Origin of the sequence: Beijerinckia sp. 28-YEA-48 (genome assembly GCF_900104955.1) — a bacterium.
Classification (GTDB): Bacteria; Pseudomonadota; Alphaproteobacteria; order Rhizobiales; family Beijerinckiaceae; genus Terripilifer.
Window position 1 is genome coordinate 5,775,490 of record NZ_FNSI01000001.1, and the last position, 13,999, is coordinate 5,789,488.

Below are 13,999 nucleotides of genomic sequence, written 5' to 3' on the forward strand. Positions count from 1 at the left end.
CGCTCAGATAGGCGGCAGTTTGCCTCCCGAAAGATAGGTGCCGATGCGGTTGCCGCGCGTGATCGGCAGGATCAGATGCGAGGCGTGGTTGGCATCGGTATGGATATTCACTGTCGCGGCGCGGGCGCGATGCAGATGGCCGATGTTGATGGCTTCAAGGGCGTTCGCCGGCGCATCGTCGTCGGCGCATTTGATGCGCAGGCCGATCTGTTCGCCGGGCTTCAGCAGGATGGCGTAGGGGCGCACCTCAATGTTGAGTTCATAGACGACACCGGGCTGCAAGACATCGCGTCGATCATGACGGTGATGGGGCTGCCAGGGCAAGGAGCGCGTTTCATCCAGCGCACGCTGCGACGCGCGCAGCCAGCCTCGGGTCAGTAATCGTTCCTTACCTTCAGCACTACGATGCAGGATCGAGACAAACACCAGCGCGTCATCGTCACAGGTCGATAGATGGAGATTGCAGACCATGGGGCCGCAAAGCTCCGTCGCCTCGACCATCGGGGGCGACCAGAAACGGGCTTCGCCATGGGCGTGCGGCGCATCGTGAAAGGTCACGGGCGTAGCGTCGGGCGCGGGTTCGCGTTCGGACAGAACGCCGTTCTCATGCAGATGGAAGGCGGTGAAGCGCGTCTGCGGCAACGGCCAGGACGATGCGCCTTTCCATTCGCCGGTGCCGTCGATGAAAAGCTGGATCGGCTCCTCATGGTCGAGGCCGGTGTCCATGCCCTTGAGCCAATGGTCGAACCAGCGCAGCGCCTCGTGGTGATATTGGTAGAGCGGGCGGTCGAGATAGACCGGCGGACCGATGGCCATGCGCTTTGGCCCGGCCCAATGTTGCCAATTGCGAAAGGCGCCGGGCAGATGCAGGCCATAGACGCCCCAGCAACCGCCGAAATAAGCTGGTACGGAAGGGCGCGTCGCATAATCAACGGAACGTTCGCGATAGTAGGACGCATCGAAAGGTTGCGTCAGGACATCGGCGATCATTGCCGAAGCGCCGCTGCGCTCCCGTGGATTGGTGCTGACTTCAGCCAGCGCATTGGCGAGGAAAGGCACGTCGGCGATATCGGCGTCGGCCATGGTCGCCTGCAATGTGTTCTCGTCATCCGCGAAAGCGCATTCGCCTTCGATGCGCGGATTGTCCAAGGTCGGCACCCAGACCTTCATGAAGCCGTGGCTGAGAATGCCGCCGTGGTAGTAACGGTCGCGATACATATCCGACCAGCCGAAGGGGGCGAAAATGCATTTCAGCGCCGGCGGATGCAGCGTGGCGACGCGCGCCTGCACGATGGCGAAATAGGAGACGCCGAACATGCCCACAGAGCCGCTCGACCAGGGTTGCGCGGCTGCCCAAGCAATGGCCTGCGCGATATCCTCGATACTGCGCGGGCCCATATTGTCGTAGGTGCCGCCAGAGCCGCCAGTGCCGCGCATGTTGAGGATGATGTGCACATAGCCGCGCCGAACGAAGAAGGCGCTGTCGCCTGCTTCCATGTGGCCGCGCGCATGCGAAAAGGCTTCGGGCTCAAGCCGGGCCAGTTGATCGGCCTTGCTATAGGCATGAACGCTGAGGATGATCGGGAAGCGCCCGTCGCTGTCGGGTCGCAAGACATCGGCGTCGAGACTTACCCCATCGTCGAGCGGGATGGCGACATCGCGTTCTTGCCGGATGCCGTGACGGCGTTCGGAGGTGTGCCATTCAGGAGTGAACACAAGCGCTTCCATCCATACAGTTGTGTATGGATATAGGAGGGCGCGCTCAGAGTGTCAATACAGATATGTATGGAGGCCTATCTCGCCACCATTTCCTCATGTTGGAACCGGGCCAGGCGCAGGCGCTCCTTTTGCGGTAGGTGACCCTGGCGCAGATATTCGCCGATCATCAGTGCTTGATAGATGGCGCCCCGGTGTTCCGCTTCCGGCGCGGCAAAGCCGATGTCGGCGAAGAGCGCGACGAGATGGGAGAGGCGGCGAGCGTCTTCGTCCGCGAGACGGTCGCGCGTCTTGGGGTCGTTGCGCGCCCACAGGCGCAGGGCGAGATATTGCGCCCCGTCGATGCCGCTGATGACACGTTCGTAGATCGTCCAGAGTTTTTCGCGCGGATCGGCTTTTCCGGCGATGGCCGGGATCATCGACTGTTCGAGGCCGAGCACGTCGAACCAGCGTTCCAGCACGGCGGCGATCAGATCGTCGCGGTTCTTGAAATGCCAATAGAAACTGCCGCGCGTCACATCCATGTCGCGCGCCAGCCGATCGACCCGGACATGATCTAGGCTGGTCTGGCCGAGGGTTTTCCAGGCGGCGTCGATCCAGTCGGCGCGGCCGAGCGGCTTCTGGCTGTCGTCAGGCTTTTTGTCGGTGTCGCGATCGTCTTGCATGCCCGAGACGTGCCACGACCGACGCGGAGGAACAACCGTCAAAGTAAACCCGCCCTTCCATTCCCCTGGCCAGCCTTGGTAGCATTACGCTTCGCCGGCAGGAGGAACAGGTGGCTTTCACGCGGATCGATCATGTGGCGCTGGATGTGGCGGATCTCGCCCGCTCCGTCGCCTTTTACGAACGGACCTTCGGCTTCAAGACCTATTCCGACTATGTGACGCCGACCGGCCTCAAGATCGCCTATCTGAAACTGGGCGGCACGGTGCTCGAACTGGTTGGCCAGCAGGATGCGCCAATGCAAGGCTTTCACTTCTGCCTGCATTGTGATGACTTCGACGGTGCCGTGCAGGACTTGCAGGCGGCGGGCATCGCGCTGGTGCAGGCGCCGCATAAGACCGGCGCGCGGGAGCCGGGGGAGGAGACTTGGCGGCGCGTCGTGTTTGCCGGACCTGATGGCGAGCATATCGAGATCAGGGGATGATCCGGGCTATAGGGAGATGAGATGAACATCAGTATGCTTCTCGAGCAGTCCGCGCAGCGGCTGCCCGATCACCCAGCCGTCACGCAGGATGGGCGTAGCCTGACCTATCGCCAGCTCAATGCCGATGTCGCTTCTTTCGCTGGCGCGCTGCGCGGACATTTCGGTCTGGAGAAGGGCGACCGGGTTGCGCTGGCGATGGACAACAGCGTCGAATTGCTGCTGGCGCTGTTCGCCATCTGGCGTGCCGGTCTTGTCGCCGTGCCGATGAATGCTAAATTGCACGGTCGCGAATTGCTCGATCTCATTGTCGACAGCGATGCCGCGCTCTGTCTCACCTCACCGAAGCAGGCCGCTGCCATCCATGCCGTGCCGGAATTTAGCCAACACAAGTGTTTTCTGTTCGACGCGACCGATCCGGCCTTCGTCGCGCTCTGCAAGGGCGATGGCCTCGATGTGACGCCGGTGGCGCCCGACGATCTCGCCTGGCTTTTTTACACCAGTGGCACGACGGGCAAATCAAAAGGCGCGATGCTGACCCATCGCAATCTGATGTTCTCGACCACAAGCTACCTGGCCGACATCGATCAACTCGACGAACGCGATACGATCTTCCATGCGGCGCCGCTGACACATGGGTCTGGCATCTACGCATTGCCGCATATCGCCAAGGGCTCGCATAATCTGATCCTGTCCGGCTCCTTCGACCCCGACGAGGTGTTGAGCGCGCTTGGCAAATATCAAAACGTCAGCATGTTCGCGGCGCCCACCATGGTGAACCGCTTGGTGCGACAGGTCGGTCGCTGGCGCGGCAATCTCTCGTCGCTGAAATGCATGATCTATGGCGGCGGCCCGATGCATGTGCAGGATCTCAAAGATGCCCTCGATGTGTTTGGCCCGAGATTCTATCAGCTCTTCGGCCAAGGTGAATCGCCGATGACCATCACCGGTCTCGACAAGTTCCACCATGAGAAGGCGGTGCGCGACCACCGTGACGACTGGCTCGCCTCCTGCGGCCCGGCGCGCACGGGCGTCGAAGTCATGGTGGTCGACGACGATGGCGAGTCGCTGCCTCCGGGTGAACTCGGCGAGGTGGTTACGCGCAGCGATTGCGTCATGGCTGGCTATTGGCGCAACCCGGAGGCGACGGCGGCGGCGCTGCGTGATGGTTGGCTGCACACCGGCGACAGCGGCAAGCTCGACGAACGTGGCTTTCTCACGCTGCTCGATCGCAAGAAAGATCTGATCATCAGCGGCGGCAGCAATATTTATCCGCGCGAGATCGAGGAGGTTCTCCTCGAACATGACGGCGTGCGCGAAGTGGCGGTGATCGGCGAGCCGGATCGCGAATGGGGCGAGTTGGTGGTGGCCTGCGTCGTCACCACTACGCCTAACATCACCGCCGATGAACTCGACACGCTCTGCCTCAATCGTCTGGCACGCTTCAAACGGCCGCGTCGCTATGTCTTCCTTGAGGATCTACCGAAGAATAGCTACGGCAAAGTGCTCAAGCGCGAATTACGCGGCCGCATCTAAGTTTGATCATTCGGCCGTGCTGACTTCCCAGCTTGCATGCTGCACACCGGTGAGACGGCGCAGCCGGCTGACCGCATAGTTCAATTCGTCGGTTCGCGCGGTCGTGCTGACAAGTCTGGCGATGATCTCCGAGGTGTCGTCATTGCCCGGCGTGATGTTGATATCAGCCACCGGATATTTGGCGCGCTTCAACTCGCCCAGAATACTTTCGCGCAAGTCCGGCACCCGGTCGTTGAGGGCGGCGACGCGGACCTCGTAGATGGCTTCCGAGAATCCTTCGTCGATAGGAATGCGGTTGATCGCATTGACGAGGGGAATGAGCAGCGTATTGCCGGCGAGAATGAAGAGCGTGATCATCGCGGCTTCGGCGACGCGGTCGCCACCCGCCGAGGCGCCGACGGCGGCGGAGGCCCATAAGGTCGCGGCCGTGTTGAGGCCGCGGACATTCATGCCTTCTTTCATGATGACGCCGGCGCCGAGAAAGCCAATGCCCGACACCACATAGGCGATCACCCGCACCGCGCCGTCAGCGCCGGTCAGTCGCATGGCGAGATCGACGAAGGCGGCGGCGCCGACTGAAACGAGAACATTGGTCCGCAGGCCGGCGCTGCGCTGGCGATATTGTCGTTCCACGCCGATGGCCGTGCCGAGGACGAAGGCGGCGGAGAGGCTGATGAAGCTGTCCAGGAAGGAGGCGGCTTCGAAGGTCTCAATAAACTGCAGTTGCATCTGTATCCTCAGCCAGGCGGGTGATCAGCCACGGTCTAACCCGTATGATCGGGGGAAACCGATAGCCCTTTCGAACCCTGTGCCCGTCAAATCGCTTGCATAGCACCATCTGCGTGTGAGAAAACAGTATCATCAATTATTACAATAGTTTGAAGACGTGTCACGCAAGGGCTGGCCAATCGGCTGTCGGTTTGGCGGTAAGCTCTTCAAATTTGGCAATGGCTGGGTGTCGTATTGGCGCCGTAGCGGCGCAAAATATAATGTGAGGCATATGGCACACGCGCATCACGATCACGTCCCGGCCTGGTCCTGGCTCGTCCCAGCGGGCGCGGCCGTTCTGATCGCCCTCAAACTGTCCGGCATCGTATCGGAGAGTTCCGCCATCGTGTTGACGATCGCGGCCGTGTTTCTTGCGGCCGCGGTCTTCGCCTCGGTGCATCATGCGGAAGTGCTGGCCGCAAAGGTCGGGGAGCCGCTGGGGTCGATCATCCTGGCGGCAGCCGTGACGATCATCGAGGTCGCCCTGATCGTTTCCATCATGTTATCGACGGCGGAAGGCGCCGCCACGGTGGCGCGCGATACGGTCTATTCCGCCTTGATGATCGTGCTGAACGGCGTCATCGGTTTGAGCCTCGTGTTGGGCGGCCGGCGACATCACGAACAGACGTTCCAACTGCCTTCGGCGTCTTCGGCGCTGGCGGTTTTGGGCACGTTAGGAACCTTGGTTCTGGTTCTGCCGAATTTCACGGAAGCTGGCGGTCCGAGGCAATTTTCGTCCTTTCAGCTGGTGGTCATCGGCGCTGTCTCTTTAGCACTCTATGGCGTCTTCATCTTCGTGCAGACCATCCGTCATCGCGACTATTTCATGGAAGCGAAGTCAGACTCGCTGGAGGACGAGATCCCAGCCCCCTCAGGCTCGGTGACGCTCACCAGCGCCATCCTGCTGCCGGTTTCGCTTGCCGCCGTCGTTCTTCTTGCCAAAATTCTGTCCTATCCGCTCGACAATGCTATTGCCGCCGCCGGCTTGCCGAAGGCCTTCGTCGGTGTGGTGATCGCCGCCGTGGTGCTTTTGCCGGAAGGTATCGCTTCGGTGCGTTCAGCCATTGTGAACCGTTTGCAGAACAGCGTGAATCTCGGGCTCGGCTCGGCACTCGCCAGCATTGGCATGACGATCCCCGTGGTCACCGCCGTCTCAATCTTTGCCGATAAGCAGCTGACACTCGGCCTGTCGCCGGCGCATCAGGTGCTGCTGGTGCTGACGCTCTTCGTCAGCACGATCACGCTCGGCACGGGCCGCACCACGGTGCTTCAGGGCGTGGTGCATCTCGGCATCTTCGCCGTGTTCATCGTCCTCTCGGCCATTCCTTAAGCGCGGGCTTCACGCTCGCGCTGGCCTCCCCGGATTGTGGTGGCCGCAGGCTTTGCAGAGCTGGTTGTCGGGATTGCCGTAATAGGCGTCGAAGATCGGCGGCATGTCGCGTTCGAGAATTTCGATCTGTACGGTCTTCTCGAACAGCACGTTGTTGCACTCTTCGCAATACCAGCGATGGGTGTCGAGCAGGCCGTTCTTGCGGATGCGCTCGATGATCAGGCCGACCGTGTTGGGGCCGCGCTGCGGCGCGTGCGGCACGTTGGCCGGTAAGAGATAGATCGATCCTTCCGGCAGGACGAGGTCGTAAGGCTTGCCATCGTGCTGGAGGCCGATCTTCACGTCGCCCTTGAGTTGGAAGAAAAATTCCTCGGTTGGATTGACGTGATAGTCGGTGCGGGCATTGGGGCCGCCGACGACAGTCACCATGAAATCGTCCTCGCGGAAGATCGTCTTGGCGCCCAGCGGCGGTTTGAGCTTGTCGGGATTTTCCGCGATCCATTTCATCAGGTTGAAGGCGCTGGGGCCATCGGGTGTAGCTGACATGTTTGCCTCAAGCCGGTTCGGTGGATTTGCCGAGATGATCTTCCGGATTCCAGCCAGTCTTCTCGGCTAGACCAAACTGCGCTGCCCAATCGAGCGTATGGGCATCGAGATCGGTCTGCAATGTATCGTTCAAACGGTTCTGCCAGCCAAAGAGCGCGATCACGGAGACCATTTCGATGATCTGTTCGTTGGAGAAATGTTGCTTCAGGCGCACGAAAATCTCGTCGGTGACCGCATTGGGCACCACGGAAGCGGCGCGGGCAAGATCGAAGGCGGCGCGCTCGCCATCGTTGAACAGCGGGCTCGTTTCATAGTCCCAGATGGCATTGAGCTTTTCGTCGCTGATGCCCCAGCGCGCGGCGCTGGAAATATTGTGAGCCTGGCAGAACTGACAGCCGGCCGTGCGGCTCGACATATAGGCGACAAGAAAGCGGAAGCCGCGATCGAGCGCGCCTTCGTCGCGGATTACGGCTTGTGACAGGTCCATCAGCGCCTTGAGGATCGGCGGTCGGTGGGCGAGCAGCAGATAGCTGTTGGGGATATAGCCGTTCGACTTTTCGATGATGTCGAAACGTCCTTTGAATTCTTCGGGCAGTTTGTTGCGGTCGGCGAGTGCGATACGGGCCATGGTGATTGTCCTTTACACGGGCTCGGAGATAGTGGAGGCGGGCGCGGCCGTTCGGGTCAGGATGCCGTCGACGGTGGCGTGCCATTTCTCCCAGGGCGCTTCACGATAATTGTGGTTGCGAACGATGAAGGACGCACCGGGAAAGAATTTCTCATATTGCTGGTGGCGGCCGGCCAGTTCCGAGCCAACCATGTCCCAGGCGAGCTTGAACAGCTTCATGCGATCGAGCGCCGCCATATGGGGCGTCTGCCAATAGGTGCGGAATGTTTCCGCCAAGGTGTCATCGTCGAGCATGGACAGGTCGGCGGGCATCTGCAATACGCCGCCGCCGCAGAGTTCGCGCACGGTGTCGATGATAGCCGAATAATTTTCGACGCCCCAGTTCAGCGCCGCATACATCATGCGCCGATTGAAGGTGAGATAGCCTGGCGTCGGCCATTCCTCGGCCGCTTGGATCTGGCCGGCGACCGTTGCTTCCAGAAGCGCCTCAAGCGCGGCGAGGCGACCAAGTGTCTCGCGCACGGCGGGGATCTGATCGGCGCCATTCGCTTGAGCGATACGACTGGCGAGGCCGACGAGCATTTGCAGCTTCACCTGCAAGCGTACATTGGAATGGTGGTTGCCATAGGAATGCGCCGCAGTCTCGATGTAGAGCGCGCGCGAGCGCTGCGGGTCGTTGTGCACGAACACCCGTTCCCAGGGCACTTTTACATTGTCGAACATGACCATGGCATCGGGCTCGTCGAAGCGCCATGTCAGCGGCGCGTCGAACTCGCTCTGTGCGTGTGGGGCGAAGGGCTTGCGTGACCACATCGACAGGCCCGGCGTATTGCAGGGCACGGCGAAGGTGATCGATTCCGCCTTGGCTTCCGGCGATAACGGCAGGATGTTGCCGATCCAGATTTCATCGGCCACCGGCGCGCTGGTCGCCAGCATTTTCATGCCGTGGACGATGATGCCGTCGTCTGTCTCGCGGATCACACGGCAGCTCGGATTGGGCAGGTTCTGCTTTTGATAGAAAGCTGGATCGCGCGCGCTCTGCGGCGAGACAATGGCATGGGCGGCGAATATGTCGTTGTCGCGCATGAACCGATAGTAGTTCGTCACGTTGTCCGCATAGACGCCGAAAAAATCAGGCTTCAGGCTCATTCCGGTGACGAAGCTTGAAACATAATCGGGCGAGCGGCCGAGCAGGCCATAGTTGGCTTCGGCGAGAATGCGGTGGGCGGTGCTGCGCTTGGCCAGATCGTCCTTGTTGCGGGCCTTCAGATAATAGGCGCTGTGGCGTTCGCCATCTTCCACATAGGACATCTCTTCGCGCCGGGCGGGGTCGGCCTTCATGTCGAAGAAATCGGCGAAAGAGCGCGCCGCCTGGGCGAAGGCCGGGTGGGTGGTGACGTTGTCGACGCGCTCGCGCCCGATATAGACGGTGCGTCCGTCGCGCAGCCGTTCCAGATAATCCTTGCCGGTTTTGAGCATGGGGCTCTCCGCTCCTGAAGCTTGGGTGTGGACTTGAGGAGACGGCAAGTCGCCTGGGCCTGCTATCCGTAAAGCGCAGGAAACGGCCAAACCCGCCGGTGACGGGGCTTTTCGGCCTTTGACGCCGGGGGCGCCGGCGGTAGGCTTGGCGAAGTTGAACCAGGGAGAGGCCCGGTGAACCCGGTGATCCCAGAGCTTGATGCCTTGAGCCGCCGCCTGCCGATGACGCGCACGGGTGATGCCCGTGTCGCGCGCCGTTGCCTCGACCGGGTGTTCGCCCGTCATGCACTGGAGGTGCGCGGCAGCAGCCTCGATTTCGCACACCAGCTTCTGAGCCTGGGCGAAAGCTCGATCAGCCTTTTGCGCTATGGCTCGGAGGCGGAGGTGGTGGCGCCGGCGCTCGATTTCTACCTGTTGCAGATGACGCTCAGCGGCCGCGTTGGCCTGCGCGCGCAAGGCTTCGAGACGGTGCTGGAAGCGGGCTCCGCCTTCATCATGAATCCCAACATCGCCTACCGGAAGTTGTGGGACCGCGAAGCCCAGCAGATCTTGCTCAAGATCCCACGTGGCCGGCTGGCCGGGCGCGTCGCCGCCACGTTGGCTGAGACGGTGGAGTTCGCGCCGGAAACGTTGTCGGCGACGACCTTTTTCGAGCCGGTGCACCAGCTGTTGGATCGCCTTGGCGATTGCACCAGCGATGGCAGCGGTCATTGCCGGCCGACGGCGGCGATCCGGGCCAGCGAGAACGAGCTGCTCGATCTGGTGCTGGCGGCATTGCCGCACCGTCTCGTTGCTGGTCGTGAAACGGCGGCTGGCCATGCGGTGCCCTATTACATTTGGCGGGCCGAGCGCCATCTGCGGGCCAGCCCCAATGCGATGGTGAAGACGGCGACCTTGGCGCGGCTTGCCGGTGTCAGCGCGCGCACCTTGCAGGAAGGGTTTCAGCGTTTTCGTGGCCGCACGCCAAGCCAGATCGCGCGTGATCTACGGCTTGATCGCGCCCGCAGCGTGCTGCTCAATGGCGTGGGCGAGAATGTTACCGCTATCGCGCTCGACTGCGGCTTCTCCCATCTTGGTCGCTTCGCGCAGAGCTATGCCGAACGGTTCGGCGAAACGCCGTCGCAAACCATTCGCCGGAGACGCAGATCGTGAGTTTCAGCCATGCGCTCGCCAGTGACTGGCCGATGGATGCGGTCGACCTCACCGATTTTCGTGTTGGCATGCGCGCCTGGGCCAGTGGCGTGACGGTGCTCACCACCTGCGCTGGCGACACGCGTGGGGGGCTTACGGCGACGGCCATGTGTTCGCTGTCGGCGGAACCGCCGCGCCTGCTGGCCTGCGTCAACCAACGTGGACCGACCTTCGCGTTAATGCGGCAGGCCGGCCATCTCAGCGTCAATGTTCTGGCTGAGGGGCAGGCCGATATCGCCGCATGTTTCGCTGGTATGAATGCGGTCGCTGACCGTTTCACCGTCGGCGCCTGGCGACCTGGTGGCTATAAGGGTGATCCGGTGCTTGGTGACGCGCTCTGCACGTTTGAATGCGCCATTGCCGAAATCGTCGATGCGGTCTCCCATGGCCTGATCATCGCCGACATCAAGGCAGTGCATGTCACGGCCAGCGCCCGGCCGCTTCTTTATGCCGATGGCCGTTTCTCGAAGCTCGAGGACGATTTTTTCGACCCGCGGCATGGCTATTATTTTTGAGGGGCTTAGCTCAATATCGGCTTCGAGCTGCGCCGCAGGATGATGAAAACGATCACCGAGAGAACGCCGAGGATGGCTGACAGAGCCATGGCGCGTGGATATTCGCCATTGAACACGGCGTTGTAGATTTCAAGCGACATAGTGTTGGTTTTGCCGACGATGTTGCCGCCGAGCATAAGCGTGATCCCGACTTCGCCAAGGGCGCGCGCTGTGCCGAGCACGAGGCCGGCGACAATCGCGCCGCGTATATTGGGAATAATCACATGGATAAAGGTTTCCCATTCGCTGCGCCCGAGCGTGCGAGAGGCTTCGCCGAGGCTGCGTGAGAGGCTGGCAATGGCGGCTTCGATCGGTTTCACCACCAGCGGCAGGCCGGCGATGACCGACGCGAGGATCACGCCTTCCGTAGAAAAGACGAAGGAAAAGCCAAAACTCTGATCGAGCCAGCCGCCGATCGCGCTGCGCCGCCCCAGAAGCAGCAGCAGAACGAAGCCGAGCGCCAAAGGCGGAAACACCAATGGTACGGTGACGACGATGTCGAGGGCCGTTCGGCCCCACCACTTTGGCTGCGCCAGTGCCCAGCCGAGGCTAAGTCCGAGAACGAGATGGAGACAGAAAGTGACAAGCGCCACCTTGAAGGTCAGGGCGGCGGGAAAGGCGAGGCCCGGATCGGAGAGGGCCGCGCCGATATCGGAGACGATGGCGCTCACAGGCCGTAGCGTTGCAGGATCTTCCGGGCCGGTTCCGTCTCAAGGAAAGCAATGAAGCCCTGCGTGGCCGTGGTGGATGCGGCGGGCGCTGCGGCCAGCACACCGCACGACACTTCCACCGGATCGTAGAATTTGTCCGGCACTTCGATGAAGCCGCCGATCGTGTCGCCGGCGCCGATCGCATCGGTGGCATTGACAAAGCCGGCGTCGATTTCGCCGTTGGCGACATAGCTCGTGACCTGCGGCACCGTCGCCACGGCGATCAGCTTCGGATCAATGGCTTTGTCGAGTTGCGCGCGCTCCAGAAACTGGCGTCCAGCCTTGCCGTAGATGGCATTGGCCTGGTCGGGAATGCCAAGGCGCGCGAAGGATGCGGTGGCGAGATCCTCGGGCTTCGTCAGTGTCACGCCCTTACGATAGGCGACGACCAGTTTGCCGAGGCCGAGCCGAGCCATGCGGGCGAATGCGATTCCCTTGGCGCTTTGCAACACCACCGCGTCGCCGCAGAGGATGGAGATCTGGCCGCTTTCGCGGGCCTGGGCGATGACCTGTCCGAGATGACCGTAGGTCTGGAGAATCTTGTGCCCGCTTTGCGCCTGGTAAGCGGTGGCGATGTCCGCAAGCGGGCGGCGAAAGCCCGCGCCCGCCGCCAAGGTCGTTTCATCGGCGCTGGCGAGGGGAGCGAATCCAAGGACAAGGCCCGCAACGGCGACGCGAAGGGAAAGGCCATAGCTTTGCATCGAACCACCTGTATTCTCGTGAAATCCTGGAATATGTCGTATGGTTATATATGGCTGAATATAGCGATTCTGTCGATGCCGATGGCCCTTCGTCCTGGTTGGCCTTTACGGCTGGCTTGGCGCTGACAGGTCCAGCGGGTCCGTTTCATCTCGATGTCGCTTTGCAATTTGCCCGGGGCGCCTTTGTCGCGCTGACGGGGCCATCGGGCGCCGGCAAGACGACTTTGCTGCGTGTCCTTGCCGGTTTGGCCGTGCCTGATCGCGGCCATGTGCGTGTTGGCGGTGAGATGTGGAGCGACACAGTCTCCGGTCGCTTCATGCCGGTGCGCCGTCGCCCGATCGGTTTTGTTTTTCAGGACTACGCGCTGTTTCCCAACATGACCGTGCGCGGCAATGTTGAATATGCCCTCGGCACAGCGCATCGAAAGGAGGCTCAGGCTCTGCTCGAATTGGTCGGACTTGAACGCCTGGCCGAGGCTTATCCGGCGCGGCTGTCGGGTGGGCAGAAGCAGCGCCTGGCCTTGATCCGGGCGCTGGCGCGCAAGCCGTCGGTTCTGATGCTCGATGAGCCTTTGTCAGCACTGGATCCGGATATGCGCCGGCAGCTCCAGGACGAGTTGAAACGGCTGCATCATCGCTTCGGCACGACGACGTTTCTCGTCAGCCACGATACTGCGGAAATCTTGCGTCTCGCCGATCGCGTGGTGCGGTTGGAGCAAGGGCGCGTGGTCTATGATGGCGATGCTGCAGGGGCTTTCGGCCTGGCGCGGCAGGAGAGCGGCCTCCAGCTGACGGGGTGTCACGTCAGTGGTCCGGATGCGGAAGGCTTTTGCGTCGTCATGATCGGTGATGAGCGCCACCGCATTCGTTATCGTGATCGCTCGGCTGCTTTCGCGCCGGGCGATCTGGTCATGCTCGATTTCACCGATGCGGCTTCAACGCGGGTGGAGTAGAGAGCGGCGTGCCCTCAGGCTGCCAGAGTTTTTCGCGTTTCCACGATCATCAGGGCGGCGCGCGCCGCTTCGCGACCCTTTTCGAGAAAGTGGTCATAGAAGATGCGTTGATGATGTTCGCTGTCGTGGAAATGATGCGGCGTCAGCGCCACCGAGAGGATGGGGACGCCGGTATCAAGACCGACGCGCATGAGGCCGTTCACCACCGCTTGCGCGACGAAGTCGTGCCGGTAGATGCCGCCATCGACCACGAGAGCAGCGGCGGCGACTGCCGCGTATTTGCCGGAGAGGGCCAGATCGCGTGCCACCAGCGGCAGCTCGAAAGCGCCGGGAACGTCGAAGACATCGACCTTATCCGAGGGAATGAGTTCCAGAAATCCCTGCAGGGCACGGCTAACGATGTCAGCGTGCCAATTGGCTTTCACAAAAGCAAAGCGGGTGTGTGTCACATGATCTCCTTTCCTGACGATCGACACGTCACCCAAGGCGATCACGCGCGGATACGATCCTCCCGGTGAAGGAGCGCCCGCTCGTTCTCTTTCATCCGGACTGTAACCGTCGGCTCAGGTTTCGCACCTGATCTGCTGACCCTTCTGGGCAAATCGCGTTTCGGTCGAAACGGGATTTACCCGGGAAGGCGCTCGCGGGCTCGCGACGCAAGCCGCATACCGCCGGTAGGGATTTTCACCCCGCCCTGAGAACAAAATCAGCTGTGCCAGAGAATGTTCGAGCGCACAAGCCGA

General features: G+C 61.6%; 15 protein-coding genes and 1 riboswitch. Of the genes, 6 read left to right on the forward strand and 9 right to left on the reverse strand.

Going from position 1 to position 13,999, the window contains the following annotated elements; translation table 11 throughout:
- Window positions 1-3: 3 nt before the first annotated feature.
- Entirely contained in the window at window positions 4-1,716 is a 1,713-nt protein-coding gene (locus BLW50_RS27115) for a CocE/NonD family hydrolase (protein ID WP_170850370.1), read from the reverse strand.
- 77 nt (window positions 1,717-1,793) lie between these two features.
- The gene (locus tag BLW50_RS27120; RefSeq protein ID WP_139267763.1) at window positions 1,794-2,423 is read right to left on the reverse strand and encodes a TetR/AcrR family transcriptional regulator; all 630 of its coding nucleotides are present in this window, start codon (window positions 2,421-2,423) and stop codon (window positions 1,794-1,796) included.
- 68 nt (window positions 2,424-2,491) lie between these two features.
- Here BLW50_RS27120 and BLW50_RS27125 point away from each other — a divergent pair, with 68 nt between their 5' ends.
- Window positions 2,492-2,863, forward strand: a complete 372-nt coding sequence (locus BLW50_RS27125; RefSeq protein ID WP_090708172.1) for a VOC family protein — start codon at window positions 2,492-2,494, stop codon at window positions 2,861-2,863.
- 21 nt (window positions 2,864-2,884) lie between these two features.
- The gene (locus BLW50_RS27130) at window positions 2,885-4,396 is read left to right on the forward strand and encodes an acyl-CoA synthetase (protein WP_090708174.1); all 1,512 of its coding nucleotides are present in this window, start codon (window positions 2,885-2,887) and stop codon (window positions 4,394-4,396) included.
- 6 nt (window positions 4,397-4,402) lie between these two features.
- On the opposite strand, the gene BLW50_RS27135 is transcribed toward BLW50_RS27130, so the two are convergent.
- Entirely contained in the window at window positions 4,403-5,119 is a 717-nt protein-coding gene (locus BLW50_RS27135; RefSeq protein WP_090709802.1) for an MgtC/SapB family protein, read from the reverse strand.
- Window positions 5,120-5,396: 277 nt separating this feature from the next.
- Between BLW50_RS27135 and BLW50_RS27140 the strand changes: the two genes are divergently transcribed.
- The gene (locus tag BLW50_RS27140; RefSeq protein ID WP_090709804.1) at window positions 5,397-6,494 is read left to right on the forward strand and encodes a calcium:cation antiporter; all 1,098 of its coding nucleotides are present in this window, start codon (window positions 5,397-5,399) and stop codon (window positions 6,492-6,494) included.
- A 9-nt stretch (window positions 6,495-6,503) separates the two neighbouring features.
- On the opposite strand, the gene BLW50_RS27145 is transcribed toward BLW50_RS27140, so the two are convergent.
- From BLW50_RS27145 to BLW50_RS27155, 3 genes are read right to left on the reverse strand one after another with little or no spacing between them, the layout of a single operon-like run.
- Window positions 6,504-7,040: a 3-hydroxyanthranilate 3,4-dioxygenase gene (locus tag BLW50_RS27145; protein ID WP_210186137.1), complete on the reverse strand. Its 537-nt coding sequence runs from the start codon at window positions 7,038-7,040 to the stop codon at window positions 6,504-6,506.
- A 7-nt stretch (window positions 7,041-7,047) separates the two neighbouring features.
- The gene (locus BLW50_RS27150; RefSeq protein WP_090708176.1) at window positions 7,048-7,668 is read right to left on the reverse strand and encodes a carboxymuconolactone decarboxylase family protein; all 621 of its coding nucleotides are present in this window, start codon (window positions 7,666-7,668) and stop codon (window positions 7,048-7,050) included.
- 12 nt (window positions 7,669-7,680) lie between these two features.
- The gene (locus BLW50_RS27155) at window positions 7,681-9,147 is read right to left on the reverse strand and encodes a 4-hydroxyphenylacetate 3-hydroxylase family protein (RefSeq protein ID WP_090708178.1); all 1,467 of its coding nucleotides are present in this window, start codon (window positions 9,145-9,147) and stop codon (window positions 7,681-7,683) included.
- A 174-nt stretch (window positions 9,148-9,321) separates the two neighbouring features.
- Between BLW50_RS27155 and BLW50_RS27160 the strand changes: the two genes are divergently transcribed.
- Window positions 9,322-10,299: an AraC family transcriptional regulator gene (locus BLW50_RS27160; protein WP_090708187.1), complete on the forward strand. Its 978-nt coding sequence runs from the start codon at window positions 9,322-9,324 to the stop codon at window positions 10,297-10,299.
- Window positions 10,296-10,853 carry a flavin reductase family protein gene (locus tag BLW50_RS27165; RefSeq protein WP_090708188.1) on the forward strand — a complete coding sequence of 186 codons (558 nt, stop codon included), beginning with the start codon at window positions 10,296-10,298 and terminating at the stop codon, window positions 10,851-10,853. The genes BLW50_RS27160 and BLW50_RS27165 overlap by 4 nt, the downstream gene beginning before the upstream one ends.
- A 5-nt stretch (window positions 10,854-10,858) precedes the next feature.
- On the opposite strand, the gene modB is transcribed toward BLW50_RS27165, so the two are convergent.
- Entirely contained in the window at window positions 10,859-11,563 is a 705-nt protein-coding gene (gene modB / locus BLW50_RS27170; RefSeq protein WP_244544415.1) for a molybdate ABC transporter permease subunit, read from the reverse strand.
- Window positions 11,560-12,303, reverse strand: coding sequence for a molybdate ABC transporter substrate-binding protein (gene modA / locus BLW50_RS27175; RefSeq protein WP_090708189.1), 744 nt, complete (start codon window positions 12,301-12,303; stop codon window positions 11,560-11,562). The genes modB and modA overlap by 4 nt, the downstream gene beginning before the upstream one ends.
- 50 nt (window positions 12,304-12,353) lie before the next feature.
- Here modA and BLW50_RS27180 point away from each other — a divergent pair, with 50 nt between their 5' ends.
- Complete coding sequence (locus tag BLW50_RS27180; RefSeq protein ID WP_090708190.1) at window positions 12,354-13,256, forward strand: ABC transporter ATP-binding protein; 903 nt, start codon at window positions 12,354-12,356, stop codon at window positions 13,254-13,256.
- A gap of 14 nt (window positions 13,257-13,270) precedes the next feature.
- Here the strand turns inward: BLW50_RS27180 and BLW50_RS27185 are convergent, their stop codons facing one another.
- The gene (locus BLW50_RS27185; RefSeq protein WP_090709811.1) at window positions 13,271-13,705 is read right to left on the reverse strand and encodes a 6,7-dimethyl-8-ribityllumazine synthase; all 435 of its coding nucleotides are present in this window, start codon (window positions 13,703-13,705) and stop codon (window positions 13,271-13,273) included.
- A gap of 79 nt (window positions 13,706-13,784) precedes the next feature.
- Window positions 13,785-13,962: riboswitch (FMN riboswitch) on the reverse strand.
- Window positions 13,963-13,999 lie beyond the last annotated feature (37 nt).

What these genes read in the sequence shown, in the direction of transcription:
- BLW50_RS27130 (WP_090708174.1), top strand. Translation starts at nt 2,885, where the DNA reads ATGAACATCAGTATGCTTCTCGAGCAGTCCGCGCAGCGGCTGCCCGAT.
- BLW50_RS27140 (WP_090709804.1), top strand. Translation starts at nt 5,397, where the DNA reads ATGGCACACGCGCATCACGATCACGTCCCGGCCTGGTCCTGGCTCGTC.
- BLW50_RS27145 (WP_210186137.1), bottom strand. Translation starts at nt 7,040, where the DNA reads ATGTCAGCTACACCCGATGGCCCCAGCGCCTTCAACCTGATGAAATGG.
- BLW50_RS27150 (WP_090708176.1), bottom strand. Translation starts at nt 7,668, where the DNA reads ATGGCCCGTATCGCACTCGCCGACCGCAACAAACTGCCCGAAGAATTC.
- BLW50_RS27155 (WP_090708178.1), bottom strand. Translation starts at nt 9,147, where the DNA reads ATGCTCAAAACCGGCAAGGATTATCTGGAACGGCTGCGCGACGGACGC.
- modA (WP_090708189.1), bottom strand. Translation starts at nt 12,303, where the DNA reads ATGCAAAGCTATGGCCTTTCCCTTCGCGTCGCCGTTGCGGGCCTTGTC.
- BLW50_RS27180 (WP_090708190.1), top strand. Translation starts at nt 12,354, where the DNA reads ATGGCTGAATATAGCGATTCTGTCGATGCCGATGGCCCTTCGTCCTGG.